Source organism: Caulobacter vibrioides (genome assembly GCF_002858865.1).
GTDB classification, from domain to species: domain Bacteria; phylum Pseudomonadota; class Alphaproteobacteria; order Caulobacterales; family Caulobacteraceae; genus Caulobacter; species Caulobacter vibrioides.
In genome coordinates, this window is the sequence record NZ_PJRR01000008.1 from 26,874 (window position 1) to 50,913 (window position 24,040).

At 67.8% G+C, this 24,040-nt stretch carries 24 protein-coding genes; 15 read left to right on the top strand and 9 right to left on the bottom strand.

Going from position 1 to position 24,040, the window contains the following annotated elements:
- Positions 1 to 35: 35 nt before the first annotated feature.
- Both CVUC_RS04190 and CVUC_RS04195 read right to left on the bottom strand, forming a co-directional pair.
- Positions 36 to 314 (bottom strand): sel1 repeat family protein, encoded by a 279-nt coding sequence (locus tag CVUC_RS04190; RefSeq protein WP_010920291.1) that lies wholly within the window; start codon positions 312 to 314, stop codon positions 36 to 38.
- A 172-nt stretch (positions 315 to 486) separates the two neighbouring features.
- Positions 487 to 1,212 carry a glutathione S-transferase N-terminal domain-containing protein gene (locus CVUC_RS04195; RefSeq protein ID WP_010920292.1) on the bottom strand — a complete coding sequence of 242 codons (726 nt, stop codon included), beginning with the start codon at positions 1,210 to 1,212 and terminating at the stop codon, positions 487 to 489.
- A 196-nt stretch (positions 1,213 to 1,408) separates the two neighbouring features.
- On the opposite strand from CVUC_RS04195, the gene CVUC_RS04200 reads away from it, so the two are divergent.
- On the top strand, positions 1,409 to 1,930 hold the full coding sequence (locus CVUC_RS04200; protein ID WP_096033783.1) for an RcnB family protein: 522 nt from the start codon (positions 1,409 to 1,411) through the stop codon (positions 1,928 to 1,930).
- A gap of 67 nt (positions 1,931 to 1,997) precedes the next feature.
- On the opposite strand, the gene gatB is transcribed toward CVUC_RS04200, so the two are convergent.
- Genes gatB through gatC form a run of 3 tightly spaced genes read right to left on the bottom strand, consistent with a single transcriptional unit; the run spans position 1,998 to position 5,256 of the window.
- Positions 1,998 to 3,494 carry an Asp-tRNA(Asn)/Glu-tRNA(Gln) amidotransferase subunit GatB gene (gene gatB / locus CVUC_RS04205; RefSeq protein ID WP_096034795.1) on the bottom strand — a complete coding sequence of 499 codons (1,497 nt, stop codon included), beginning with the start codon at positions 3,492 to 3,494 and terminating at the stop codon, positions 1,998 to 2,000.
- Positions 3,495 to 3,499: 5 nt separating this feature from the next.
- Entirely contained in the window at positions 3,500 to 4,969 is a 1,470-nt protein-coding gene (gatA, locus tag CVUC_RS04210; protein WP_096033784.1) for an Asp-tRNA(Asn)/Glu-tRNA(Gln) amidotransferase subunit GatA, read from the bottom strand.
- Positions 4,969 to 5,256: an Asp-tRNA(Asn)/Glu-tRNA(Gln) amidotransferase subunit GatC gene (gene gatC, locus CVUC_RS04215; RefSeq protein ID WP_010920296.1), complete on the bottom strand. Its 288-nt coding sequence runs from the start codon at positions 5,254 to 5,256 to the stop codon at positions 4,969 to 4,971. The genes gatA and gatC overlap by 1 nt, the downstream gene beginning before the upstream one ends.
- 94 nt (positions 5,257 to 5,350) lie before the next feature.
- Here gatC and ruvX point away from each other — a divergent pair, with 94 nt between their 5' ends.
- The 3 genes from ruvX to CVUC_RS04230 all read left to right on the top strand — a co-directional run bounded on the left by ruvX (position 5,351) and on the right by CVUC_RS04230 (position 7,108).
- Complete coding sequence (gene ruvX / locus CVUC_RS04220; protein WP_096033785.1) at positions 5,351 to 5,821, top strand: Holliday junction resolvase RuvX; 471 nt, start codon at positions 5,351 to 5,353, stop codon at positions 5,819 to 5,821.
- A gap of 105 nt (positions 5,822 to 5,926) precedes the next feature.
- Positions 5,927 to 6,379: a hypothetical protein gene (locus tag CVUC_RS04225; RefSeq protein ID WP_164468159.1), complete on the top strand. Its 453-nt coding sequence runs from the start codon at positions 5,927 to 5,929 to the stop codon at positions 6,377 to 6,379.
- A gap of 234 nt (positions 6,380 to 6,613) precedes the next feature.
- Complete coding sequence (locus tag CVUC_RS04230) at positions 6,614 to 7,108, top strand: hypothetical protein (protein ID WP_010920299.1); 495 nt, start codon at positions 6,614 to 6,616, stop codon at positions 7,106 to 7,108.
- 78 nt (positions 7,109 to 7,186) lie between these two features.
- On the opposite strand, the gene CVUC_RS19820 is transcribed toward CVUC_RS04230, so the two are convergent.
- On the bottom strand, positions 7,187 to 7,678 hold the full coding sequence (locus tag CVUC_RS19820) for a hypothetical protein (protein ID WP_164468160.1): 492 nt from the start codon (positions 7,676 to 7,678) through the stop codon (positions 7,187 to 7,189).
- 164 nt (positions 7,679 to 7,842) lie between these two features.
- Here CVUC_RS19820 and CVUC_RS04240 point away from each other — a divergent pair, with 164 nt between their 5' ends.
- The 7 genes from CVUC_RS04240 to CVUC_RS04270 all read left to right on the top strand — a co-directional run bounded on the left by CVUC_RS04240 (position 7,843) and on the right by CVUC_RS04270 (position 13,823).
- Entirely contained in the window at positions 7,843 to 8,841 is a 999-nt protein-coding gene (locus CVUC_RS04240) for an aspartate carbamoyltransferase catalytic subunit (RefSeq protein ID WP_096033787.1), read from the top strand.
- On the top strand, positions 8,838 to 8,978 hold the full coding sequence (locus tag CVUC_RS04245; protein WP_024265807.1) for a hypothetical protein: 141 nt from the start codon (positions 8,838 to 8,840) through the stop codon (positions 8,976 to 8,978). The genes CVUC_RS04240 and CVUC_RS04245 overlap by 4 nt, the downstream gene beginning before the upstream one ends.
- The gene (gene pyrC, locus CVUC_RS04250) at positions 8,975 to 10,276 is read left to right on the top strand and encodes a dihydroorotase (RefSeq protein ID WP_096033788.1); all 1,302 of its coding nucleotides are present in this window, start codon (positions 8,975 to 8,977) and stop codon (positions 10,274 to 10,276) included. Before CVUC_RS04245 ends, pyrC begins: the two co-directional genes overlap by 4 nt.
- The gene (locus CVUC_RS04255; protein WP_164468161.1) at positions 10,245 to 10,775 is read left to right on the top strand and encodes a hypothetical protein; all 531 of its coding nucleotides are present in this window, start codon (positions 10,245 to 10,247) and stop codon (positions 10,773 to 10,775) included. The genes pyrC and CVUC_RS04255 overlap by 32 nt, the downstream gene beginning before the upstream one ends.
- A gap of 31 nt (positions 10,776 to 10,806) precedes the next feature.
- The gene (plsY, locus tag CVUC_RS04260) at positions 10,807 to 11,463 is read left to right on the top strand and encodes a glycerol-3-phosphate 1-O-acyltransferase PlsY (RefSeq protein WP_096033789.1); all 657 of its coding nucleotides are present in this window, start codon (positions 10,807 to 10,809) and stop codon (positions 11,461 to 11,463) included.
- Complete coding sequence (gene dprA / locus CVUC_RS04265; protein ID WP_096033790.1) at positions 11,460 to 12,557, top strand: DNA-processing protein DprA; 1,098 nt, start codon at positions 11,460 to 11,462, stop codon at positions 12,555 to 12,557. Before plsY ends, dprA begins: the two co-directional genes overlap by 4 nt.
- 63 nt (positions 12,558 to 12,620) lie before the next feature.
- A complete protein-coding gene (locus CVUC_RS04270; protein ID WP_096033791.1) occupies positions 12,621 to 13,823 on the top strand; it encodes a class I SAM-dependent DNA methyltransferase in 1,203 nt (400 codons plus the stop codon).
- A 343-nt stretch (positions 13,824 to 14,166) separates the two neighbouring features.
- Here the strand turns inward: CVUC_RS04270 and CVUC_RS04275 are convergent, their stop codons facing one another.
- Positions 14,167 to 14,337 carry a hypothetical protein gene (locus tag CVUC_RS04275; RefSeq protein WP_024265810.1) on the bottom strand — a complete coding sequence of 57 codons (171 nt, stop codon included), beginning with the start codon at positions 14,335 to 14,337 and terminating at the stop codon, positions 14,167 to 14,169.
- Between the two features lie 178 nt (positions 14,338 to 14,515).
- Between CVUC_RS04275 and topA the strand changes: the two genes are divergently transcribed.
- From topA to rnr, 3 genes are all read left to right on the top strand, one after another.
- A complete protein-coding gene (topA, locus tag CVUC_RS04280) occupies positions 14,516 to 17,215 on the top strand; it encodes a type I DNA topoisomerase (protein ID WP_096033792.1) in 2,700 nt (899 codons plus the stop codon).
- A 39-nt stretch (positions 17,216 to 17,254) separates the two neighbouring features.
- Complete coding sequence (locus CVUC_RS04285; RefSeq protein ID WP_096033793.1) at positions 17,255 to 17,620, top strand: hypothetical protein; 366 nt, start codon at positions 17,255 to 17,257, stop codon at positions 17,618 to 17,620.
- Between the two features lie 156 nt (positions 17,621 to 17,776).
- Positions 17,777 to 20,059 (top strand): ribonuclease R, encoded by a 2,283-nt coding sequence (rnr, locus tag CVUC_RS04290; protein WP_096033794.1) that lies wholly within the window; start codon positions 17,777 to 17,779, stop codon positions 20,057 to 20,059.
- Between the two features lie 117 nt (positions 20,060 to 20,176).
- On the opposite strand, the gene CVUC_RS04295 is transcribed toward rnr, so the two are convergent.
- Positions 20,177 to 21,199, bottom strand: coding sequence for an SGNH/GDSL hydrolase family protein (locus CVUC_RS04295; protein WP_096033795.1), 1,023 nt, complete (start codon positions 21,197 to 21,199; stop codon positions 20,177 to 20,179).
- A gap of 86 nt (positions 21,200 to 21,285) precedes the next feature.
- On the opposite strand from CVUC_RS04295, the gene CVUC_RS04300 reads away from it, so the two are divergent.
- Entirely contained in the window at positions 21,286 to 22,431 is a 1,146-nt protein-coding gene (locus CVUC_RS04300) for a pyridoxal phosphate-dependent aminotransferase (protein ID WP_096033796.1), read from the top strand.
- Positions 22,432 to 22,561: 130 nt separating this feature from the next.
- On the opposite strand, the gene CVUC_RS04310 is transcribed toward CVUC_RS04300, so the two are convergent.
- A complete protein-coding gene (locus CVUC_RS04310) occupies positions 22,562 to 23,860 on the bottom strand; it encodes an amidohydrolase (protein ID WP_096033797.1) in 1,299 nt (432 codons plus the stop codon).
- Between the last annotated feature and the right edge of the window lie 180 nt (positions 23,861 to 24,040).

Here is a 24,040-nt window from a genome sequence, read left to right on the forward strand (position 1 = left end):
ATGAGCGAAGGCGCATCGAGCCCGGAGAACCGGGCTCAGCCGTGGGCCAGCCACTCGCGCGCCTGACGCTGGGCTTCGGCGACCTCTTCGCTGGCCATCTCCTGCGAGAGTTCCTTGCGATAGACCTTGGCCTCGATCGACCCGCGCATGGCGGCCAGATTGAACAGCATGTGGGCCGACACATAGTCCAGCGGCGCGCCGCCCTGACCGGTCGAGTACAGCAGACCCATGCGGAACAGTTCGTCGCCGGTGGATTCGGCGGTGGGCAGCGGCAGCGTGGAAACGACGGCCGGCGGTTCATTCATCAACATCATGGCACATCTCCTCTCTCAAGCTCGCCCCGCCGTTCTGGCGGATCAGAGCCTGAGAGAAGAAAAGTCCACAGCCACTGAACATATAGTTAAGCGGCAAAACATCATGAAAATAATGTCGAGTATACTAGTTATTAGAGGTGATTACTGCGCGTAAAGGCCAGTATACAGCACGTTAACGGGCGCGCTGACCGAACAGGACTCTGCGAGCGTCTTCCGCAGCTTTTCCAGAGGCTTGCAGGCCGCCGGAGCGGAGTTCCGCGCCCAGCTTGAAGCCCTTCTGGACGGCCTCGCGCGCGCCGACGCGCTCGAACCACGCCTTCAGGTGCGGAAACTCTTCCAGAATGATGCCCTGATTTTTCCACGGCACAATCCAGGGCCAGATCATGAAGTCGGCGATGGACAATTGGCCGCAGACGAACTCACGCCCCTCAAGACGCTTGTTCAAGACGCCGTACAGGCGGTGGGTCTCGTTGGTGTAGCGGATCACGCCATAGGCGATCTGGCGCTGGTCGGCGATGATCGCAGGCGCATACTGGCGGAAGTGATGCGTCTGGCCGGCCATGGGTCCGAGCCCGCCCATCTGCCACATCACCCACTGGTCGATATCGACCCGCTCACGCTCATTGGCGCCGTAGAACTGGCCGGACTTGCGGGCCAGGTACTGCAGGATCGCGCCGGATTCGAAGATCGAGATCGGCTGACCGTCCGGCCCATCGGGGTCGACGATCGCCGGCATGCGGTTGTTGGGGCTTATGGCCAGGAACTCCGGCTTGAACTGCTCGCCGACGCCGATGTTCACCGGAACCATCTCGTAGGGCAGGCCCATTTCCTCCAGGGCGATGGAGATCTTCCAGCCGTTGGGCGTGGGCCAATAGTGCAGTTCGATCGGACGGCTCATCGGCCTCCCCTCCCGTAATCGTCGTTGTTCCCGAACATGGTCCCCGCCGCGCCGCCCGCCAAGGGGGCGGCAGGGCAAATCGCTGACAACCCCATTCAGGCTGGGTTCAGCCGCGCCCGCTGATCGTGCGCTCCAGGGTCGAGGGACGTTTTGGCGGCGCCGGAGGGTGTTCGCCCGACCACGAGGAGAAGACGAGATGAAGCGTCTGCTGCTGACGATCGCCGCTGTGGCGTCTGTGGCCGGCCCGATGGCCCTGAGCGCCACCGACGCCGCCGCCCAGGACCGCGGACGCTGGGAACACCGTGACCGCGACCGTGACTGGGATCGGGACCGTGACTGGGATCGCGGCCGAGACCACGACCTAGGCGGCTGGGATCGCGATCACCGCGGCGGCTGGGATCGTGGCGACCGCTGGGATCGTCGAGACCGCTGGGATCGCGGTCGTCACAACGGCTACTACTATAACAGCCGCTGGTACTATGGCCCGCCGCCCTCGGCCTATTACGGCCATCCCGGCTATCGCCCAGGCTACAGCGCCTGGCGTCGCGGCGCCTATCTGCCCAGCTACTATCGCGGCCATGGCTATGTCGTGAGCGACTACTATCGCTACAACCTGCGTTCGCCGCCGCGCGGCTATTACTGGTACCGCACCGGCGACGACTATGTGCTGGCGGCGATTGCGACCGGCCTGATCTTCGACGTTATCGCAGGCCGCTAAACGACCAAGAAAAAGGGCCCGCAGCTTGCGCCGCGGGCCCTCGTCCGTCTTGGGGCTGATCGAGCGCCTACTCGACGCCCAGCTTCTTGCGCAGAAGCTCGTTGACCGTGCCCGGATTGGCCTTGCCGCCGGTGGCCTTCATGACCTGACCGACGAACCAGCCCAGCGCCTGCGGCTTGTCCTTCACGGCTTCGGCCTTGTCGGGATTGCCCGCGATCAGGTCGTCGATGGCCTTCTCGATGGCGCCGGTGTCGTTGATCTGAACCAGGCCGCGCTTCTCGACGATCTCGGCGGGACGGCCTTCGCCGGCCCACATGTGCTCGAAGACTTCCTTGGCGATCTTCGAGGAGATGGTGCCGTTCTCGATCAGCTCGACCAGCTGGCCGATGTCGGTGTGCGGCAGCGGCGAGTTGGAGAACTCGGTCCCGGCCGCCGACAGCTTGGCCAGCAGTTCGTTGGTGACCCAGTTGGCCACCAGCTTGGCGTCGCGCCCCTTGGCCGCAGCCTCGAAGTAGTCGGCGCGGTCGGCGTCGATGATCAAGACGCCGGCGTCATAGGCCGACAGGCCATACTGGCTCTGCAGGCGCGCCTTCTTGGCGTCCGGCAGTTCCGGCAGGGTCTCTTCGATCGACTTCACCCAGGCCGGATCCAGCACCAGCGGCAGCAGGTCCGGATCGGGGAAGTAGCGATAGTCGTGCGCCTCTTCCTTCGAACGCATCGAGCGCGTCTCGCCCTTGGTCGGGTCGAACAGGCGGGTTTCCTGATCGACCTTGCCGCCGTCCTCGAGGATCTCGATCTGGCGACGGGCCTCATATTCGATGGCCTGCTGGATGTAGCGATACGAGTTGACGTTCTTGATCTCGCAGCGCGTGCCCAGGTGCTTGAAGTCGCCCGTGGCGCGGAACTTCTCATAGTCGCCGGGACGGCAGACCGAGACGTTGACGTCGGCGCGCAGGTTGCCCTTCTCCATGTCGCCGTCGCAGGTGCCCAGATAGACCAGGATCGTGCGCAGCTTCTTCACATAGGCGGCGGCCTCTTCGGAGGTGCGCATGTCGGGCTTAGAGACGATCTCCATCAGCGCGGTGCCGGCGCGGTTCAGGTCGACATAGGTCGCGTTCGGATCCTGATCGTGCAGCGACTTGCCGGCGTCCTGTTCCAGGTGCAGGCGCTCAATGCGCACGTCGAAGGTCGTGCCGTCGTCGCGCTCGACGCTGACCACGCCCTCGCCGACGATCGGCTGGTCGAACTGGCTGATCTGATAGCCCTGCGGCAGATCCGGATAGAAGTAGTTCTTCCGGTCGAAGCGGCTCTTCAGGTTGATCTGCGCGCGCAGGCCCAGACCCGTCTTCACCGCCTGCTCGACGCAGAACCGGTTCAGCACCGGCAGCATGCCGGGCATGGCCGCGTCCACGAGGCTGACCTGCTCGTTCGGCCCCGCGCCGAAACCGACGGCGGCGCCCGAGAAGAGCTTGGACTTGCTGGCGACCTGGGCGTGGACCTCAAGACCGAGGACCATTTCCCAGTCGCCCGTGCGGCCCTTGATGACCTTGGCGTTCTCGTTCATCGCGCTCACCACCACTTCTCGGCCTTGGCCGTGAAACCGGCCGCCTTCTCGACCGCCCCGGCGACCGAGAACACGGTCGCCTCGTCCAGCGGCTTGCCGATGATCTGCAGGCCCAGCGGCAGGCCGTTGGCGTCGAGGCCGGCGGGCAGGCTGAGGCCCGGCAGGCCGGCCAGGTTCGTCGTCACCGTGAAGACGTCGTTCAGGTACATGGCGATCGGATCATTGCTGTTCTCGCCCAGGCCAAACGCCGCCGAGGGCGCGGTCGGGGTGAGGATCGCGTCGCACTTCGTCCAGGCGTTGTCGAAATCCTCGGCGATGCGGCGACGCACCTTCAGGGCCTTCAGATAGTAGGCGTCGTAATAGCCGGCGCTCAGCACATAGGTGCCGATCAGGATGCGGCGTTTGACCTCGTCGCCGAAACCCGAGGCGCGCGTGTTCTCGTAGATCTCGGTGAGGTTGGCGCCCTCTTCGCGCAGGCCGTAACGCATGCCGTCATAGCGGGCGAGGTTCGAGGACGCCTCGGCAGGGGCCACGATGTAGTAGGCCGGCAGGGCATACTTGGTGTGCGGCAGGCTGATGTCGACGATCTCGCAGCCGGCCTCCTTCAGCCAGGCGATGCCATCCTGCCAGAGCTTCTCGATCTCGGCCGGCATGTTGTCGACGCGGTACTCCTTCGGAATACCGATCTTCAGGCCCTTCACCGACTTGCCGACGAACTGGGTGAAGTCCGGAACCGGGATGTCGAGGCTGGTCGAGTCCTTGGGGTCATGGCCCGACATCGAGGTCAGCAGCAGGGCCGCATCCTCGACGGTCTTGGCGATGGGCCCCGCCTGGTCCAGCGAGCTGGCGAAAGCCACCACGCCCCAGCGCGAGCAGCGGCCGTAGGTCGGCTTGATACCCACGGTGCCGGTGAAGGCGGCCGGCTGGCGGATCGAGCCGCCGGTGTCGGTGGCCGTCGCGCCCAGGCACAGGTCCGCCGCGACCGCCGCGGCCGAGCCGCCGGACGAGCCGCCCGGGGTCAGGGCCTTGGTCGAGCCCTGGGCGCGCCAGGGGTTGGTCACCGGGCCGAAATAGCTGGTCTCGTTCGACGAGCCCATGGCGAACTGGTCGAGGTTAAGCTTGCCCAGCATCACCGCGCCGTCGCGCCACAGCTGGCTGGTCACCGTCGACTCGTAGGTCGGGACGAAGTTCTCGAGGATCTTCGAGCAGGCCGTGGTCCGCACGCCGTTGGTGCAGAACAGATCCTTCACGCCCAGCGGCGCGCCTTCCAGGGGACCAGCCTCGCCCAGCGCCCGGCGGGCGTCGGACTTGGCGGCCATGTCTATCGCCTTGTCCGGGGTCTCCAGGATGTAGGCGTTCAGGCCGCGCGCGGCCTCGATGGCGTCGATGTGGGCGCGGGTCAGCTCGACCGAGGTGAACTCGCGGGCGGCCAGGCCGTCGATGGCGGCCTTCAGGGTCAGGTTCGTCAGGCTCATTATTCGACGACCTTCGGCACGACGAAGAAGTTGTTGATCGACTTGGGCGCGTTGCTGGTCACGCGGGCCGGATCGCCGCCCATGGTGACGACATCCTCGCGCAGCGGCAGGCCGGCCGCGACGACGCTGGTCAGGGGCTCGCAGCCATCGGTGTCCACCTCGGCCAACTGCTCGATCCACGTCATGATGCCGTTCAGTTCCTGGGCCAGCGGCTCCAGGCGCTCTTCGGGCGTCGCGATGCGGGCGAGGCGCGCGACCTTCCGCACGGTGGCGGCGTCAATGGCCATGAGGATCTCCTGAAATTCGAACGCGTCGGTTACTAGGCTGGCGGCGAGGTTTCAAGGATGGTTTCAGGCGCGCCGGCTCCTGTTATGAAGCCTCATGCCCGTTCTCGACATCGAAGACTTCGCCGCCGCCCTCCCCCAGTACGCCGCCGTCGTGGGTCTGGACCCCGGCGAGAAGACCATTGGGGTAGCCGTCTCCGACGTCACGCGCACCGTCGCCAGCCCTCTGGCCCTGATCGAGAAGACCAAGTTCAGCAAGGACGCCGAGCAGCTTTTCAAGCTGATGGACAGTCGCGGCGCCGTCGCAATCGTCATCGGCCTGCCGATGAACATGGACGGCACCGAAGGCGTGCGTTGCCAGTCCAACCGGGCATTGGGCCGCAATCTGCTGCGCCTGAAGCCCGACCTGCCGATCACCTTCTGGGACGAACGCCTTTCGACGGCGGCGGTCACCCGCGTGCTGATCGACGAGCACGACATCTCGCGCAAACGCCGGGACGAGGTCGTCGACAAGATGGCCGCCGGCTGGATCCTGCAGGGCGCGCTGGAGCGGCTTCGCGGCCTTTGAGACCATCGCCGTCACTGAATTTTCGCCCCGGGCGAGAAAGTCAGGGCTTTGCCGCCGTGAACCGGCTTGGTTAATGTCGGCGAATTCGCGAACTCGGGGGCGGGCGTGGACTTCAGACGAAAGAACGACCGTCGTCGCGTGGTCGCGACCGGCGCGGCCTTGATCGCGGTGCTTGCGGCCGACATCGGCGTCGCTGGCGACGGCGGCGACTGCCCGCCCAACCCCGAGCCGGGCAAGTGCTACGAGAAGGTCTACAGCCCTGCCCAATACGAGGATCAGGCTGAGCAGGTGCTCGACCAGCCGGCGCGCGTCGAGACCCGCACGATCGAGGCGGTCTACCGGTTCGAAGAGAAACGACTCCCGACCGGCGACAGCGGCGGCCAAGCCTATCGCACCGTCGTCGAGAAGGTTCTGGTCGCGCCGGCCCGGGTTGAGCGTTACGCCACGCCGGCGACCTACCGGATCGTCATGACTCGCCGAAAGATCCGCGACGCCAGCTTTACGTGGCAGGTCATCGCGTGCGCGGCGGGCCGCACGCCGCCCCGGGTCGGCGGCTGAAGCGAAAATGCGCGGAAAATCATCTCAAGTAACAATAGGTAGCGTCTAAAACCCTTTTTGGGTTCTAAACCTGCCCGGATCGGCGGACCTGAAAAGAAATTCGCTCAGCAGGTGAATTTTCGGGACAACATCGTTTTGTCTTTGGTTAAGGTTAATTGTCGCGTTCAGGGACCGGACTCCAAGTTCGTTCCACGACTTTACAGATTCCGGTTGAGGGCAAACGAGGGGGCTCGAGTGACGAAGAAGGTCTTGATGGGTTTGGTGGCGGTCGCCATCACCGGCATGTCGGTGAGCCCTGCGCTCGCAGACGGCCGCAACTATGCGCCGGCGCCGGCGCAGCGCAGCTATCCGCCGGTTCCGCCGCCGCCGTCTTATCCGCCCGCGCCGCGTCCGCCGTCGCCGCCGCCCGGTCCGCCAGTGGATGACTGCCTCTGCACGCGTCCGGTGGTGTTCTATGGCCCGACCACGGGCTGGGGCGACATCCGAGTCGCGGCCCCGGGCGTGCGCGTCTTTGGCGAGCCGGTGGTCGTGCCGTCGGGCCGCATCGATATCCAGGGCCCGCCGGTCTATGTCGACGCCCCGCCCGTTCGCGTGGCCGCGCCGCAGATCTATCTGCACCGTCCCGAAGTGCATGTGCGTCCGTCGGCCGTCACGGTCGAGGCGCCGCAGATCCACTTCAGCGGCTGCGCCGACGGCGTGCGCTGCGAGCCGGCTCCGCCGCGTCGTTAAGACCTGGATCCGTCGCGAAGTTACCGAGGAGGGTGGCCCAAGGCCCCCTCCTCTTTCTTTTTGGGCTTAGAGAGAGGCTCAGCGCTGCGGCGCGCAGAACGCCCGGGCTTCACGCGCCAGCGACAGGTCGCCGCCTTCCAGAGCCGCCTTCACCGCCTCGTCGCAGCGATTCTCGCTCAGCAGGCCCGTGACCTTGCCGCGCAAGGCGTCGGACTTGGCCGCGGCTTCCTTGAGCATCTGGGCTTCCTTGCGCTCGCCCGGCAGACAGGCCGAGTACCACTTGGCGTCACCGCAGCGAGCGATCAGCCGCGTCTGCCGCGAAGGATCAGCGGGCTTTTCTGAAACAGGCTTTTCGGGCGGCGGCTTGGCGCTCGCGGCCGGCGCCAACTCCACCGTGGCGGGCGGCGCGACCACCGGCGGCTGCCCTTCCAGCGGTTTAACCGTCATCTCGGTCGGCATCTGGTAGTGGCAGACCCAGCCCTTGTCGGTCGTCTGGCAGGACTGCAGCGTCGCACGCGCCTCCTCGGACGGCGCGGAGGCCTGCAACAAAGCGAGCATAAGCAACAGCATGGCCGACCCCGAACGGCGCGTTCCAGAACGCGACCTCTACAGTATGCGCCTCCTGCGCCCCGCAACAAGCCAGGGCATGGATTGAGGCGACGATCCGGCCCGTTGTGGGCCACCGCCCAGCGCGGCCTTTCCTTAACGGTCAAAGCCGCCTAAGACGCGGGCTCATGACGGCTTCCGCCCATGACCCCGCCCGCGAGGCGATCGAGACGATCCGCGCCCGCGTCTTCGCCTTTCCCAAGCGCCATTTCCTGTCGGCCGGCGATCTGAACGCGCCCCAGGCGGCCGATCTGCTGGATCTGGCCGACGCGTTCGTGGCCCTAAACCGGCAAACGTCCAAGACCCTGGATATTCTCAAGGGCCGGACGCTGATGAACCTGTTCTTCGAGAACAGCACCCGCACCCAGAGCTCGTTCGAGCTGGCGGGCAAGCGTCTGGGCGCCGACGTCGTCAACATGAACCCCAAGACCTCGTCGGTCGCCAAGGGCGAGACCCTGATCGACACGGCCGTCACCCTGAACGCCATGCGGCCCGACCTCTTGGTCGTCCGCCACGCCTCGTCCGGCGCGGCCAGCCTGCTGAGCCAAAAGGTCAGCGGCCACGTCGTCAACGCCGGCGACGGCCAGCACGAGCACCCGACCCAGGCCCTCCTGGACGCCCTGTCGATCCGCCGCGCCTTTGGCCGCGTCTCGGGCCTGACTGTGGCCATCTGCGGCGACGTGCTGCACAGCCGCGTGGCGCGTTCGAACGTCGCCTTGCTGCACACCCTGGGCGCCAGCGTGCGCCTGGTGGGACCGCCCACCCTGATGCCGGCCCAGGCCGAGCGCTGGGGCGTGGCCGTCCACCACGACATGAAGTCGGGCCTGGCCGGCGCCGACGTCGTCATGATGCTGCGCCTGCAGCTGGAGCGCATGCAGGGCGCCTTCGTGCCGTCCACCCGTGAATACTTCCGCTTCTACGGCCTTGATCGCGAAAAGCTTTCCCGCGCCGCGCCCGGCGCCAAGGTCATGCACCCCGGCCCGATGAACCGGGGCGTCGAGATCGACTCCGACGTCGCCGACGATCCGGCCGTCAGCCTGATCCAGGACCAGGTCGAGATGGGCGTCGCCGCCCGGATGGCGGTGCTGGCGAGCCTGGCGGCCAGGATCGAGGAGGCTGGGCGATGAAGCGCCCTGCGTCCTTCGAGGCTCGCCTTCGGCTCACACCTCAGGATGAGGTTTTCAGCAGCAACGTTCCTCATCCTGAGGCGCCCGCAAAGCGGGCCTCGAAGGACGCAGGGCGCCTGCCCGAGATTGAACAATGAACGCCCCCCAGCCCCTCGCCTTCGTCAACGCCCGCCTGGTCGACCCCGAGAGCGGCTATGACGGCCCCGGCGGCGTCATCGTCTCCGAAGGCGTCATCACCGACGTGGCCAAGGGCCGCGAGTTCGGCAAGCTGTCCAAGGCCGTGCGGGTCGTGGACTGCGGCGGCGCCCTGCTGGCCCCCGGCCTGATCGACCTGCGGGTCCGCACCGGCGAGCCCGGGGCCGAGACCAAGGAAACCCTGGCCAGCGCCGCCAAGGCCGCCGCGGCCGGCGGCGTCACCTCGTTCGTCGTCCAGCCCGACACCGCGCCGGCGATCGACGACCCCAGCATGGTCGACTTCATCCTGCGCCGCGCCCGCGACGTCGACAGCGCCCGCATCCTGGTGGCCGGCGCGGCGACCAAGGCCCTCCTGGGCGAGCAGATGGCCGAGATCGGCCTGATGCGCGAGGCCGGCTGCGTCTATGTCACCGACGCTGGCAAACCCATCGTCGACAGCAAGGTCATGCAGCGCGTCCTGACCTACGCCAAGGGCTTCGACACCCTGCTGGCCCACCGTCCGATGGACCCGTGGCTGGGCAGGGGCGGCGCAGCGATCGGCGGCGAGTTCGCCGGCCGCATGGGCCTGCCCTCGATCTCGCCGATGGCCGAGCGGATCATGCTCGAGCGGGACGTGGCCCTCCTGGAAGCCACCGGCGGCCGACTGCTGGTCGACCAGATCAGCTCGGCCCAGGCGCTGGAAACCCTGGCCCGCGCCAAGAGCAAGGGCCTGCGGATCAACGCCTCGGTGTCAATCAATCACCTGTCTTTCAATGAACTGGACATCGGCGACTACCGCACCTTCGCCAAGCTGAACCCGCCCCTGCGCGGCGAGGACGACCGCCAGGCCCTGATCGAGGCTTTGGCCTCGGGCCTGATCGACATCGTCGTCTCCTCGCACAGCCCGGCCCCGGCCGAGGACAAGCGCCTGCCGTTCGATGAGGCCGCGCCCGGCGCGGTGGGCCTGGAAACCCTGCTGCCCGCCCTGCTGTCGCTGTACCACGAGGAGCGCCTGCCGCTGCTGGACCTGATCCGCGCCGTCACCCTGGCCCCGGCTCAGCTGCTGGGCCTGCGCGGCGGCCGCCTCGCGCCCGGCGCGCCGGCCGATCTGGTGCTCTGCGACATCGACGCGCCGATCATCGTGGATGCGGCCCGCCTGCTGTCAAAGTCCAAGAACTCGCCGTTCGACGGACGACGGCTGCAGGGCCAGGTGTTGATGACCGTGGTCGATGGTCGGGTGGTGCATCGCGCGGAGGGGTAAACTCGCAAATGCCGCACCTTTTGGCTGCTCAGCCTATCCCACCTCGTCGAGCAAAGCTGATCGTCGCGGTTTTCTGCGTTCTGGGCCCGTTGATTGGCTACTGCGTCTTTGTCGCGCCATTCGCATTGACAGGTGGCGATCTCGGCCCCCCCGGCTTTGTCATTCTGGCTTATCTCTACGGTGGCCCGATAGCTCTGCTGACCGGCTTGGTCGCTGCGTACCATCTCGCCCGCTTAGCGTCCGGCCTAATCTACATCCTTTCGACTACTCTCGTAGGGGCAGCGGTTTCCTGCGCCCCAACAGTCGCCCTTGGTTGGAATGCGCAATTCATTCTTGCCGGCACATTCGCTGGATTAACGTGCGGCCTAGCATCAGCCTGGTTGCGGCCAAGGAGCAATGCCTAGGCAAGTCTTTCGGCTTTTGCCGGCCTGCCAGCTTTTGCCCTGCCACCGACTCTGCACTACACCTAAGGCACAACTTTCGCTTGCGCAGCGGTTGAAGTCGCGCGCAACTCGCCCTAAGGTCGAACCGTGCAAGATCTCGCCGCCATCGCCTATCTCACCCTCGGGATCGCCATCGTCGGCGGCTACCTGCTGGGCTCCATCCCGTTCGGGCTGATCGCCACGCGCCTGGGCGGCGCCGGTGACATCCGCCAGATCGGCTCGGGCAATATCGGCGCGACCAATGTGCTGCGCTCGGGGCGCAAGGACCTGGCCGCCATCACCCTGCTGGGCGACGCGGGCAAGGGCGTGGTGGCCGTGCTGCTGGCCCGGTACCTGACCAACGGCAACCCTGCCATCATCGCCCTGGCCGGCGGGTCGGCGTTCCTGGGCCACCTGTTCCCGGTCTGGCTGAAGTTCAAGGGCGGCAAGGGCGTGGCCACCTTCTATGGCGTGCTGCTCAGCGCCTGCTGGCCGGTGGGGATCGCCGCCGGCGCCACCTGGCTGGCCATGGCCTTCCTGTTCCGCATCAGCTCTCTGGCGGCCCTGACCGCAGCGACCCTGGCTGCGCCTTTCGCCCTGGCCTTCGACCAGCCCTATCCGTTCATGGGCCTTTGCCTGTTCATGGCCGTGCTGATCTTCATCCGTCACCGCGAGAACATCGCGCGCCTGCTCAAGGGCGAAGAGCCCAAGATCGGCAAGAAGAAGCCGGCGGAGGAAGCTCCGCCGACGCCCGAAGCGCCGTGATCTCGGGCCGGCTCTCGGACATCCAGCGCTTCGCCTGGCTTCGGCTGGCGCGCACCGAGACCGTCGGCCCCGTCGCCTTCGACCATCTGCTGACCCGCTACGGAACGCCCGAGCGGGCTCTGTCGGCCCTGCCCGACCTGTCGCGTAAGGGCGGCCGCGCCGTGCCGCTGTCCCTACCGCCGCGCGAGGCGATCGAGCAGGAGCTTGAGGCCGGCGAGAAACTGGGCGCGCGCCTGATCTGCGGCTGCGAGCCGGACTTCCCGCCCCGCTTGGCGGCCCTGGACCCGCCGCCGCCGGTGCTGTGGACGCTGGGGCGAGCCGAACTGCTCTCCCAGCCCAGTCTCGCCATCGTCGGGGCCCGTATCGCCTCGGCCGCCGGCCAGCGCTTCGCGCGCCAACTGGCCACCGATCTCGGAACCGCCGGCCATGTCATCGTCTCGGGCATGGCGCGCGGCATCGACGGCGCCGCCCACGAGGGCTCGCTGGCGACCGGCGCGGTGGCGGTGCTGGGCGGCGGGGTCGGCGACATCTATCCGCCCGAACACGACCGGCTGCACGCCCGTCTGGCCGCCGAGGGCTGCGTCGTCTCGGAAAGCGCACCCGACCGCCGGGCCCAGGCCAAGGACTTCCCGCGCCGCAACCGGATCATCTCGGGCCTGTCGCTGGGCGTGATCGTGGTCGAGGCCGAGCTGAAGTCGGGCTCGTTGATCACCGCGCGCCTGGCCGCCGAGCAGGGCCGCGACGTCTTCGCCGTGCCGGGCTCGCCGCTGGATCCGCGCTCCAAGGGCACGAACGACCTGATCCGCCAGGGCGCGATCCTGTGCGAAGGCGCGGAGGACGTGCTGCGGTCGCTGTCGGGCCAGACCCACCTGCGCGAACAGGACCGCGCCTACGAGGCCCTGCCCGACATGGATATCGACCACGACGCCCTGCGCGAGCGCGTCGCCGCCCTGCTCTCGCCCACGCCGGTGTCGCGCAACGATCTGGTTCGTGCGGCCGCCGCCCCCGCCTCGGCGGTGATGGCCGCGCTGGTGGAGCTGAGCCTGGCCGGCCGCGCCGAGCTTCTGGACGGCGGGACGGTCGCAGGGGTGTAGCCTTCCCGTCGGCGATCCGAACGGCGCCTGATAAGCTGCGCGAAGAAAGAGCGGGAGCGATTCGTGGACGCCGACCACCTGCAGCGGATCTTCGACGAGGCGGTTCAAGCTCACGGCGAAGGCCGGCTGGACGAGGCCGAGGCCGGCTTTCGCGCCGTGCTTGAGGTCCTTCCGCACGAGGGCGAGGCGCTGTTTGGCCTGGGCCTGACCCTGATGGGCCTTCGTCGCTTTTCCGAAGCCATTGCGCCGCTCAAGGCCGCCGCCGCCGAGCCGGGCGCCGAGCCGGTCCGTTTCCTCTGCCTCGCCCAGGGTCTCTACATGACGGGCGCCTTCGCCGAGGCGGCCGAGACCTTCGCCGCAGTGGCGCACCAGGACGGCTTCAACGACGGCGCCCGCCTGACCTGGGCCCGCTCGGCCGCCTATGCCGCGCTGGACGACACTGACGCCGACAGCGCCCTGGCGCTCTATGGGCGGCTGGCCGGGCCGCTGGCCGAGGATCTCGACACCGTGGCGCGCGAAGGCTTTTCCACCCTCGTCGCCTTCGAACGCCTGGCCGCCGCGCGCAAGCTTGGCCAATGGCTGGAAGCCCACGCGCCGGACGATGCGATCCGGGCGCACGAACTGCGGGTGCTGACCGATCCGCAGATCGACCGCGCCCCGCCCGCCTATGTCGAAGCGCTGTTCGACGCCTTCGCCGAGCGCTTCGATCACCAGTTGCTCGACAATCTGGAATACCAGACGCCGCCCCTCCTGGCCGAGATGATCGGCGTCGCGGACCGCCGCTTTACGCACATGCTGGACCTGGGCTGCGGCACGGGCCTGGCCGGTCCGCCCCTGAGGGACAGGGTCGGACGCCTGACCGGCGTTGACCTTTCCACCGCCATGTTGGCCAAGGCGGCCGAGCGTGGCGGCTATGACGCCCTGGTCCACGCCGAGGCCGTCGCCTTCCTGCGCGAGACGCCCGACCGCTTCGACCTGATCGTGGCCGCCGACGTGTTCAGCTATCTCGGCGACCTGGGCGACATCCTGGCCGCTGCGGCGGGCGCGCTCAGCGACGATGGCCTGCTGGCCTTCAGCGTCGAACAGGGTGAGAGCGGCTGGCGACTGCTGTCCTCGGCGCGCTACGCGCATGGCGACGACTATGTGCGCGCGAGCGCCGCCAGCGCCGGGTTCGAGGTTGCGGAGCATCGCCAGGCGCCGCTGCGCCGACAAGCCGACGCCATCACGCCGGGCGGCCTCTACGTGCTGCGGAAGATGCAGGCCTAACGCCGCGCGGCGCTATACCTCGTCTCGCGACCTCCCCGGCATTGGCTTCGCCGGACTGACGTGTCGCCGAGGGGGGCGGGTTTCTGGAGGGAGGTTAGAGACTGTTGCCGACCCGGAGGGGACGTGTTTCCCTCTCCCCTTGAGGGAGAGGGGGGCCGCCGAAGGCGGTCGGGTGAGGGGTCGCGTCCGCTATCCTGAGATGCTTTTCAACCCCTCATCCGTCAGCTTCGCTGACACCTTCTCCCGCAAGGGGAGAAGGAAAACTAGGTCCGTAACCCACCCGTCTCAGCCGCTCCCAAGTCCGCTTTCGGGATCTCGCGGGAAGGTGGCGGAGGTGACGTAGCTAAACGCTCAAATCCACCAACAACCCCGTCCCCGCCGCCGGCGCGGCGCGCACGGCTTCTTTCAGCCGCTCGACGATTTCCGCGCGTTCGGCGTTCGAGGTCACAGGCTTGATCGGTCGGATCGGCGAGACATAGGCCTCGGTGGCGATCCGATTGACGGTCAGGTCCATCGGGGTCAGCACAGGTGGAACTTGCCATTCCAGTGTCGCGCAAGGGGCTTAACAAGCGCCTACCAGACACCAAAGCCTGACTGTTTTCCGGGTCCTTCGTTGACAGACCCCTAGTGAAGCCCCCACTTTCGCGCCGCTCGCCTGCAGGGCGATCTCTTTTTCCTGAACAAGAGTCAGAATGAACGTCGTCGTCGTCGAGAGCCCGGCCAAGGCCAAGACCATCAACAAGTACCTCGGGTCCGACTACACGGTTCTCGCTTCCTACGGCCACATCCGCGACCTGCCGTCCAAGGACGGTTCGGTCGAGCCGGACAACGACTTCGCCATGAGCTGGGAGGTCGACGCCAAGGCTTCCAAGCGCGTCAGCGACATCGTCGACGCCATGAAGAAGGCCGACCGCCTGATCCTGGCCACCGACCCGGATCGCGAGGGCGAGGCGATCAGCTGGCACGTGCTGGAAGTGCTGAACAAGAAGAAGGCGCTGAAGGACAAGACCGTCCAGCGCGTCACCTTCAACGCCATCACCAAGACCGCCGTGACCGAGGCCATGAAGGCCCCGCGCGATCTCGACATGGAGCTGGTCGAGGCCTATCTGGCCCGCCGCGCCCTCGACTATCTCGTGGGTTTCACGCTCTCGCCCGTGCTGTGGCGCAAGCTTCCGGGCAGCCGCTCGGCCGGCCGCGTGCAGTCGGTGGCCCTGCGCCTAGTCGTCGATCGCGAGCTGGAGATCGAGCGCTTCAGGACCCAGGAATACTGGACCGTCGACGCCGACGTCTCGGCCGGTTCTGATCCGTTCCTGGCGCGCCTGGTCAAGCACGAGGGCAAGAAGCTCACCAAGTTCGACCTCGGCAACGAGACCTCGGCCCTGGCCGCCAAGGCCGCCGTCGAGGCCGCCGTGTTCAAGGTCGAGGCCGTCGAGAAGAAGCCCGGCAAGCGCTCGCCTGCCCCGCCCTTCACCACCTCGACCCTGCAGCAGGAAGCCGCGCGCAAGCTGGGCTTCTCGGCCCAGCGCACCATGCAGGCCGCCCAGAAGCTGTACGAAGGCGTCGACATCGGCGGCGAGACCGTGGGCCTGATCACCTATATGCGTACCGACGGCGTCTCGATGGCGCCCGAAGCCATCTTCGAGGCCCGCGACGTCATCGGCGCGGTCTATGGCAAGGAGTACGTCCCGGACTCGCCGCGGATGTACAAGTCCAAGGCCAAGAACGCCCAGGAGGCCCACGAAGCCATCCGTCCCACCGCCATGGGCCGCAATCCCGGCTCGCTGCGCCTGGAGCCGGAGCTGGGGCGTCTGTACGAACTGATCTGGAAACGCACCATCGCCTCGCAGATGGAGAGCGCCCGCATCGAGCGCACGACCGTCGACCTGACCAGCGCCGACGGCCAGACCGGCCTGCGCGCCACCGGCCAGGTGGTGCAGTTCCCCGGCTATCTGGCGGTCTATGAAGAAGGCCGCGATGACGAGGGCGACGAGGACAGCGCCCGCCTGCCCGCCATCACCGAAGGCGCCAGCGCCAAGGTGCTGAAGTCGCGCGCCGACCAGCACTTCACCGAACCGCCGCCGCGCTATTCCGAAGCCAGCCTCGTCAAGAAGATGGAAGAGCTGGGCATCGGCCGCCCGTCCACCTACGCCTCGGTGCTGGGCGTGCTGCGCGACCGCGAATATGTCCGCATGGAGAAGCAGCGCTTCATCCCCGAGGACAAGGGTCGCCTGGTCACCGCGTTCCTCGAGCAGTTCTTCAAGCGCTATGTCGAGTATGACTTCACGGCCGCGCTGGAAGAGAAGCTCGACCTCGTCTCGGACGGCAAGCTGGACTGGAAGGAGTTCCTTCGCGAGTTCTGGAAGGACTTCCACGCCGCCGTCGGCGAGATCGCCGAGCTGCGCACCACCAACGTCCTGGACGCCCTGAACGAGGCGCTGGGCCCGCACATCTTCCCCGACAAGGGCGATGGGTCGAACCCGCGCCTGTGCCCGACCTGCGGCTCGGGGCAACTGTCGCTTAAGACCGGCAAGTTCGGGGCCTTCATCGGCTGCTCGAACTATCCCGAGTGCCGCTACACGCGCCAGCTGGGCGTGTCCGAGGGCGACGGCGACGCCGAGAGCGCCGACAAGCAGCTGGGCCTCAACCCGGCCACGGGCCTGGCGGTCTGGCTGAAGAACGGCCGCTTTGGCCCCTATGTCGAGGAGCTGGCCGCCGAAGGCAGCAGCGACAAGCCTAAGCGCTCGTCCCTGCCCAAGGGCTGGATCGCCTCGGCCATGGACCTGGAGAAGGCCCTGCGCCTGCTCTCGCTGCCGCGCGAGGTGGGCAAGCACCCCGACGACGGCAAGGTCATCACCGCCGGCCTCGGGCGCTTTGGGCCCTTCGTGCTGCACGACGGCACCTACGCCAATCTGGAGAACGCCGACGAGGTGTTCGATGTCGGCCTCAACCGCGCCGTCGCCATCCTGGCCGACAAGCGCGCGGGCGGCGGTCGTCCGCAGCGCGGCGCCGCTGCGGCCCTGGCGGAACTGGGCAATCACCCCGAGGACGGCAAGCCGATCCGCGTGCTGTCGGGCCGCTTTGGTCCCTACATCAAGCACGGCGACACCAACGCCAACGTGCCCAAGGGCAAGGATCCGGCCGCCATCACCCTTGAAGAGGCGCTGGCCCTGATCGCCGAGCGCGCGGCCAAGGGCGGCGGCAAAAAGCCCGCCAAGAAGGCGGCGGCCACCAAGTCCAAGGCCAAGGCCGAGGGCGACGCGCCGGCCAAGAAGACGGCCGCGAAGAAGCCCGCCGCCAAGAAGCCGGCTGCGAAGAAGGCTGCGCCGAAGGCCAAGGCGAAGGCCACGGCGGCGTCCGACGACGGCGCCGCACCCTGGGACGACGAGGGCTGACGCCTGTTCAGCCCTCAGGGACGGGAGTAGACTTCACCCATGACGACCTTGGAACGTCCCCTGCCGCTGCAGGTCGTGGTCGTGGCCCTGGTGCTGTGCTGCATCGGTGGCTTCGCCATGGGCCTGACCAACGCCATGAAGCTGGATCGCGGCGGCGCCGTGACCAGCCCGCAGCCGCTGGCCGAGACCTCGGGCGCGCCCGTCAAGGACGCCACCCCCGCCCTCGCCTACGAGCCGCCGCCGGTCGAAAAGCCCAAGCCCAAGGCCGTCGAGGTGGAGACCGTCGAGCAGGAGGCCCCGCCGCCCGCGCCGGTGGTCGAGGCGCCGCCGCCCGCGCCCGCGCCGGTCGCCGAAACCAAGCCCGCCGAGCCTCAGGCGCCGAAGTCGATCGAGGATCTGTACTGAGGGTCTGCGCCCCCTCCGTTTCAGGGGTGGGGATGACCTAGCCTCCTCCCTCGCAAAGCGGGGGAGGTGTCGCGATGCGGATACGCATCGTGACGGAGGGGGCGCGGGCCCCCACCCCGCGTTTCCCTAAGGCCGCCGAACGCGTTAAGGCAGGACATGGCCAAACTTCGCCCCACCAAGCCCTTCAAGCCCAAGCCTCCGGCCGGCCTGCCCGACCGCGAGACGCTGCTGGCGTTCCTGCGCGACGCGGGCGAGACGGGGAAGGCCGACATCGCCCGCCACTTCGGGCTCAAGGGCGCCGATCGCCGGGCCCTGCGCGAGATGATCCGCGAGCTGGAAGCCCAAGGCGCGCTGGCCAAGCGCGGCCGCAAGGGTTTTGCGGAAGCCGGCTCCCTGCCCCCGGTCGGCGTGGCCGACGTGGTCGAGCGCGACGGCGACGGCGAGCTCTATGTGAAGCTGACCAAGTCCGACGACGACGTGCCCAATGTCCGCCTTGCGCCCGGCAAGGGCGAGGCCGCCGCCGGCGCGCCGGGCCTCGGCGACCGCCTTCTGGTCCGCTTCGAGCGTCTGGAGACCGGCGAGTTCGAGGCCAAGCTGATCAAGAAGCTGGGCCAGAGCGCGCACAAGATCCTGGGCGTCATCCGCAAGCATCGCCGCGAGGTCCGCGTCGAGCCGGTGGATCGCAAGTCCAAGGAAAGCCTGGTCCTGGACCCCAGCGTCGCCCACGACTTCAAGGAGGGCGACCTCGTCCTGGCCCAGGTCGGCACGCACGGCGGCCGCTATGGCCCCAAGCCCGGCAAGGTGCTGGAGGTGGTCGGCACCGAGAACGACCCGCGCGCCGCCTCGCTGATCGCCATCCACAGCCACGGCATCCCCACCGGCTTCTCCGAGGCCGCCGAGGCCGAGGCCAAGACCGCCGTCGAGCCGACCCTGACGGGCCGCGAGGACCTGCGCGATCTGCCGTTCGTGACCATCGACCCGGTGGACGCCCGCGACCACGACGACGCCGTCTACGCCCATCCCGACGAGGACGAGACCAACAAAGGCGGCTTTGTCGTCTGGGTGGCCATCGCCGACGTCGCGGCTTACGTCCGCCCGGGCTCGGCCCTGGACCGCGACGCCCGCGAGAAGGGCAACAGCGTCTATTTCCCCGACCGGGTGGAGCCGATGCTGCCGGAAACCCTGTCGAACGGCCTGTGCTCGCTGCGCGAAAGCGAGAACCGCGCGACGCTGGCCGTGCGGATGGTGTTCGACAAGTCGGGCCGCAAGAAGGGCCACAGGTTCGTGCGCGGCCTGATGCGCTCGGCCGCCAAGCTCTCCTACGAGCAGGCCCAGGCGGCGATCGACGGCCAGCCGGATGACAAGGCTGGCCCGCTGCTCGACCCGATCCTCAAGCCGCTGTGGGACGCCTACCGGACGATGAAGATCGGCCGCGACGCCCGCTCGCCGCTGGCCATCGAGAGCGACGAGCGCCGGATCATCATCAAGGGCGGCGAGATCACCTCGATCACCAAGCGCGCCTCCCTCGAAGCCCACAAGCTGATCGAGGAGATGATGGTGCAGGCCAATGTCTGCGCCGCCGAGAGCCTGGAGGCCAAGCGCTCGCCCCTGATCTACCGGGTGCACGACACGCCCAGCCTGGAGAAGGTGCAAAACCTCGCCGACTTCCTGCAGACCCTGGAGATCCGCTGGAGCAAGGGCGAGGCCCCGCAGACCGCGCGGTTCAACAAGCTGCTGGAAGAGACGCGAGAGAGCCCCAATGCGGCGATCATCAACGAGGTGGTGCTGCGCACCCAGATGCAGGCTCACTACAGCGCCGACAACATCGGCCACTTCGGCCTGAATCTGGCCAAGTACGCCCACTTCACCAGCCCGATCCGCCGCTACGCCGACCTGATCGTCCACCGGGGGCTGATCCGGGCCCTGGGCCTGGGGACCGACGGCCTGACCGACCAGGACATCGCCCAGATCAAGGACACCGCCGAGGTCATCACCCACGCCGAGCGCCGGGCCATGGCCGCCGAGCGCGACGCCACCGACCGCTACATCGCCGCCTTCCTGGCCGACCGCGTGGGCGCCACCTTCGAGGGCCGGATCACCGGCGTCACTCGCTTTGGCCTGTTCATCAAGCTGGCCGACACCGGCGCCGACGGCCTCGTGCCCGTCTCGAGCCTCGGCCAGGAGTTCTTCGTCCACGACGACAAGATGCATGCCCTGGTCGGCGAGCGGACCGGCAAGCGCTGGCCGCTGGGCATGGGCGTCGAGGTCAAGCTGGTCGAGGCGACGCCGGTCACCGGCGGCCTGCTGTTCGAGATGCTCAGCGAGCCGCTGCCGCCTGATCCCAAGATGCCCCGCCCTCGTCTCGGAGCGCGACGCCAGGCGGCGGTCAAGCCGCGCGGCGGATTACCCAAGGGCGTGCGGCGCGGGAAGCGGCGGTAGGCATCGCCAAGATCCTCCCCCCAACGGGGGAGGTGTCCGCGCAGCGGAGGGAGAGGGAAGTCCTGCTCCCCCTGCCCCTTCCCCCTCCGTCGTCTCTTCGAGCCGACACCTCCCCCGCTAGGGGGAGGATTTGATCGCCGCCTCCAGCCGATCGGCCATCATCAGCTGATCCGCCGCCGACGGGTGCCAGTCGCACGCCATGAGGTCCATGCCGGTGATCCGCACGGCCTTGGCGCCGGTGCGATCGGCGACCTCGGCGACATCCTCGGCGAAGCTGTCCCCGGCGATCAGGAAGACCTTGGCCTTGGGGCGGCTGGCCTTCAGCGCCTCAATGAAGGCCACATAGCGGTCGCGATAATCCTTGCGCAGCGCGGCCTCATCCTTCCACGGCTCGCCAGGGTTCAGCGGCGTCGAGAAGTCGTTGGTGCCCAGGCCGATCACCAGCAGATCGGGACTCCAGGAATCACTGACGTCCACACGAGGCTGCTCCTGGCCGGGGATCAGGCGCGGGAACAGCACGGGCAGCGGCAGACCCGGCGCGCCGCCGTTGTAGTTGCGAACCACGCCCCGGCCGGAGAAGGCCTGGATGCGATAGTCGGCGTCCAGCCGGCGGGCCAGGATCGGTCCGAACGCCAGGCTGGTGTCGGTCAGGTCGTGTATCTGCTGCGCAGTGCAGCTGCGGCTCGTCGAGCGCGAGCCGTAGCCCACCGTGTGGGAGTCGCCGATGAACTCGATCTTGCGCGGCCGCGCGGGCGCCGGCAGCGCCTTGCCCCCCTCGCCGACGAAGAAGCCTTGGAAGCGCGACGATCCCGACTGGCTCTCGGTCAGCTTGTCCAGCCGCACCACGTGTTCGCCCGGCCCCAGGCGATCCAGCTTCAGCCGGGTCTGGCCCGACTTGGTCAGCTCGGCCTTGCGGACGCCGTCGACGCTGACCGCCAGGTGCTCGCCGCCGGTGTCGACGACGATCTCGACCGAGGCCCCCGTGAATCGGCCCTCGAAATAGACCCCGGGCCAGCCGAAGTCATAGGCGCCGTTCGGGGCGGGCGCGACACGGCCGCCGATATTGAGTGACAGCGCTGTCTGAGCAAGCGCTGGCGTGGACAGGGCCAGGGCGGCGGCAAGGGAGAGCAAAAGACGCATGGCCGTTTGATGCCACGCGCCACGCCGATGTTCCAGACTCGATCTGCGAGGCTGCCATCACCGCCGAACTTGGCTATGCAGTCGCCATGCGCGCCGAGATCGAACCCTTCCACGCCATCGCCATCAGCCGTCTGGCCCACCAGTTGAAGATGGAGGGGCGCTCGATCATCCATATGGAGTTTGGCCAGCCCTCGACCGGCGCGCCGAGCAAGGCCCTGGCCAAGGCGCATGACATTCTCGACGCCGAAGCCATGGGCTATTGGGAAAGCCCGCTGCTGCGCGAGAAGATCGCCCAGCGCTATCAGACCCTGTACGGCGTCACCGTCGAGCCCGAGCGGATCATCCTGACCTGCGGCGCCTCACCGGCCCTGGTGCTGGCGCTGTCCAGCCTGTTCAAGCCCGGCGACCGCATCGCCCTGGCCCGTCCCGGCTATGTCGCCTATCGCAACACGCTGAAGGCCCTGCACCTGGAGCCGGTCGAGATCGCCTGCGGCCCCGAAGACCGTTTCCAGCTGACGGCCAAGCACCTGGCCGACCTAGAACCCGCTCCCGTCGGCGTCATCGTCGCCAGTCCGGCCAATCCGACCGGCACGATCATCGAACCCGCCGAACTGGAAGCGATCGCCAAGGTCTGCCGCGAGCGCGGCATCCGGATCATCAGCGACGAGATCTATCACGGCCTCAGCTACACCGACCGCACGCCCTCGATGCTGGAGTTCGCCCCCGACGCCCTGATCGCCAACAGCTTCTCCAAGTACTTCAGCATGGCCGGCTGGCGCCTGGGCTGGCTGCTGACCCCGCCGGGCGAGGACCTGGAGCGGGCGCGGGCCTATGTCGGCAACCTGTTCCTGACCGCGCCTTCGCTGGCCCAGCACGCGGGCCTGGCGGCCATGGACTGCATCGACGAGCTGGAAGGCCATATCGACGTCTATCGCGCCAATCGGCAGTTGATGCTCGACGCCCTGCCGGCGCTGGGCCTGAAGGAGATCGCGCCGCCGGACGGGGCCTTCTACATCTGGGCGAACATCGCCCACCTGACCGACGACTCGCTGGCCTTCTGCGAAGACCTGCTGCGCGACACCGGCGTGGCCACCGCGCCCGGCGTCGATTTCGACCCGGTCGAGGGCAAGCGCTTCATCCGCTTCAGCTTCGCGGTCTCGACACCCGAGGTCGAAGAGGCCCTGCGGCGGATCACGCCGTGGTTCGAGGCGCGTACGGCTAGCGCAGCATAAAAATCCTCCCCCTCGCGGGGGAGGTGTCGGCTCGAAGAGACGACGGAGGGGGAAGAGACCGGGTCAGGACTTGTTCCCCCTCCGGCGCTTCGCGCCACCTCCCCCGCTAGGGGGAGGATCTGTCAGCCCCCTACTTCTTCGCCAGATAGTCCAGCGCCATGAAGGCGTGGGCCTTCACGCCGGTCTCGAACACGGCCTCGTCGACGTCGAAATAGGGCGAGTGGTTGACCGGAACGGTCTCGCGCGGAACATCGGCCTTGCGGCCGCCCAGCTGGATGAACACGCCCGGCACCTTCTCGGCGTACATCGAGAAGTCTTCAGCGCCGGTGACCAGGGCGGCGTTGTCGTCGACCTTGCCGGGCGAGGCCTTCTCCAGGGTCCCCTTCACCCACTTGGACAGGGCTGGGTCATTATAGGTGACCGGATAGGGCTGGGTGAACGCCACCTCGGCCTTGGCGCCGTAGCGGTCGCCGATGGCCGTGACGGACTTCTGCATGCGGGCGATCAGGTCCTCGCGGCGCTCTTTGGAGAAGGTCCGCATGGTCCCCTCCATCTTCAGGTCCTCGGGGATGATGTTCTGGCGGAAGCCCATATTGATGGTGGCGATGGTCAGCACCGACGGCGAGACGCCGACGTCGACCTGGCGCGCGGCGATCTGGTTGGTCGCCTGGATGATGTCGGCGGCGACGCTGGCCATGTCGATACCGGCCCAGGGGCGGGCGCCGTGGGTCTGGCGGCCCTTGACGGTGATCGTGATGCGGTCCGACGAGGCGTAGAAGCCCTCGGGGCGATAGTTCAGCTCGTGCGGATCGCCGGGGCCGATGTGCACGCCGAACACCGCGTCGACCTTGGGATTGTCCAGCGCGCCGTCGCGGATCATCAGCTTGGCGCCGCCCTCCTCGCCGGCCGGCGGGCCTTCTTCGGCGGGCTGGAAGATGAAGACCACAGTGCCCTGGATGTCCTGCTTCATGCCGGCCAGCACCGTGGCCGCGCCCAGCAGCATGGCCACGTGGGTGTCGTGACCGCAGGCGTGCATCACCGGCACCGTGCGGCCTTCCCAGGTCGCCTTGACCTTGGAGGCGAACGGCAGGCCGGTCTTCTCCTCGACCGGCAGGGCGTCCATGTCGGCGCGCAGGGCCACGACCTTGCCGGGCTTGCCGCCCTTCAGAACGCCCACGACGCCGGTCTTGCCGACGCCTTCACGCACTTCGATGCCCAGGGCCTTCAGTTCCTTGGCGATCAGAGCCGCCGTGCGGACCTCCTGGTTGCCCAGTTCGGGGTTCTCGTGGATGTCGCGACGCCAGGCGACGACCTTGGGCTGGACCGCCTTGGCGGCCGCCTCGATCTTGGCCTTGGAAGGCGCAGCCACCGCCGGCGCGCCCATGGCCAAGCCGGCGACCAGCGCCAGCGTCGAAACCCGTCCAATCATCACAACCCCTCCAACAAAAGCGGCGCGAGATTGGGGCGCGTCGCCGCGAGGGGTCAAGCCGCAAGCGGCCTTGACGCTACGTCGCCGTAGAGCCTGTCGGCTTTAGATGGAACCATCTAAAGCCGATAAACAGGCTCTAAGATCACACATTTAGAGCCCTTTTTTCCGATCTGATTAGTT

Coding starts and splice junctions, on each gene's coding strand:
- CVUC_RS04190 (WP_010920291.1), bottom strand. CDS start 314: ATGATGTTGATGAATGAACCGCCGGCCGTCGTTTCCACGCTGCCGCTG.
- CVUC_RS04195 (WP_010920292.1), bottom strand. CDS start 1,212: ATGAGCCGTCCGATCGAACTGCACTATTGGCCCACGCCCAACGGCTGG.
- CVUC_RS04200 (WP_096033783.1), top strand. CDS start 1,409: ATGAAGCGTCTGCTGCTGACGATCGCCGCTGTGGCGTCTGTGGCCGGC.
- gatB (WP_096034795.1), bottom strand. CDS start 3,494: ATGAACGAGAACGCCAAGGTCATCAAGGGCCGCACGGGCGACTGGGAA.
- gatA (WP_096033784.1), bottom strand. CDS start 4,969: ATGAGCCTGACGAACCTGACCCTGAAGGCCGCCATCGACGGCCTGGCC.
- gatC (WP_010920296.1), bottom strand. CDS start 5,256: ATGGCCATTGACGCCGCCACCGTGCGGAAGGTCGCGCGCCTCGCCCGC.
- ruvX (WP_096033785.1), top strand. CDS start 5,351: ATGCCCGTTCTCGACATCGAAGACTTCGCCGCCGCCCTCCCCCAGTAC.
- CVUC_RS19820 (WP_164468160.1), bottom strand. CDS start 7,678: ATGCTGTTGCTTATGCTCGCTTTGTTGCAGGCCTCCGCGCCGTCCGAG.
- CVUC_RS04240 (WP_096033787.1), top strand. CDS start 7,843: ATGACGGCTTCCGCCCATGACCCCGCCCGCGAGGCGATCGAGACGATC.
- CVUC_RS04245 (WP_024265807.1), top strand. CDS start 8,838: ATGAAGCGCCCTGCGTCCTTCGAGGCTCGCCTTCGGCTCACACCTCAG.
- pyrC (WP_096033788.1), top strand. CDS start 8,975: ATGAACGCCCCCCAGCCCCTCGCCTTCGTCAACGCCCGCCTGGTCGAC.
- CVUC_RS04255 (WP_164468161.1), top strand. CDS start 10,245: ATGGTCGGGTGGTGCATCGCGCGGAGGGGTAAACTCGCAAATGCCGCA.
- CVUC_RS04275 (WP_024265810.1), bottom strand. CDS start 14,337: ATGGACCTGACCGTCAATCGGATCGCCACCGAGGCCTATGTCTCGCCG.
- topA (WP_096033792.1), top strand. CDS start 14,516: ATGAACGTCGTCGTCGTCGAGAGCCCGGCCAAGGCCAAGACCATCAAC.
- CVUC_RS04285 (WP_096033793.1), top strand. CDS start 17,255: ATGACGACCTTGGAACGTCCCCTGCCGCTGCAGGTCGTGGTCGTGGCC.
- rnr (WP_096033794.1), top strand. CDS start 17,777: ATGGCCAAACTTCGCCCCACCAAGCCCTTCAAGCCCAAGCCTCCGGCC.
- CVUC_RS04295 (WP_096033795.1), bottom strand. CDS start 21,199: ATGCGTCTTTTGCTCTCCCTTGCCGCCGCCCTGGCCCTGTCCACGCCA.
- CVUC_RS04300 (WP_096033796.1), top strand. CDS start 21,286: ATGCGCGCCGAGATCGAACCCTTCCACGCCATCGCCATCAGCCGTCTG.
- CVUC_RS04310 (WP_096033797.1), bottom strand. CDS start 23,860: ATGATTGGACGGGTTTCGACGCTGGCGCTGGTCGCCGGCTTGGCCATG.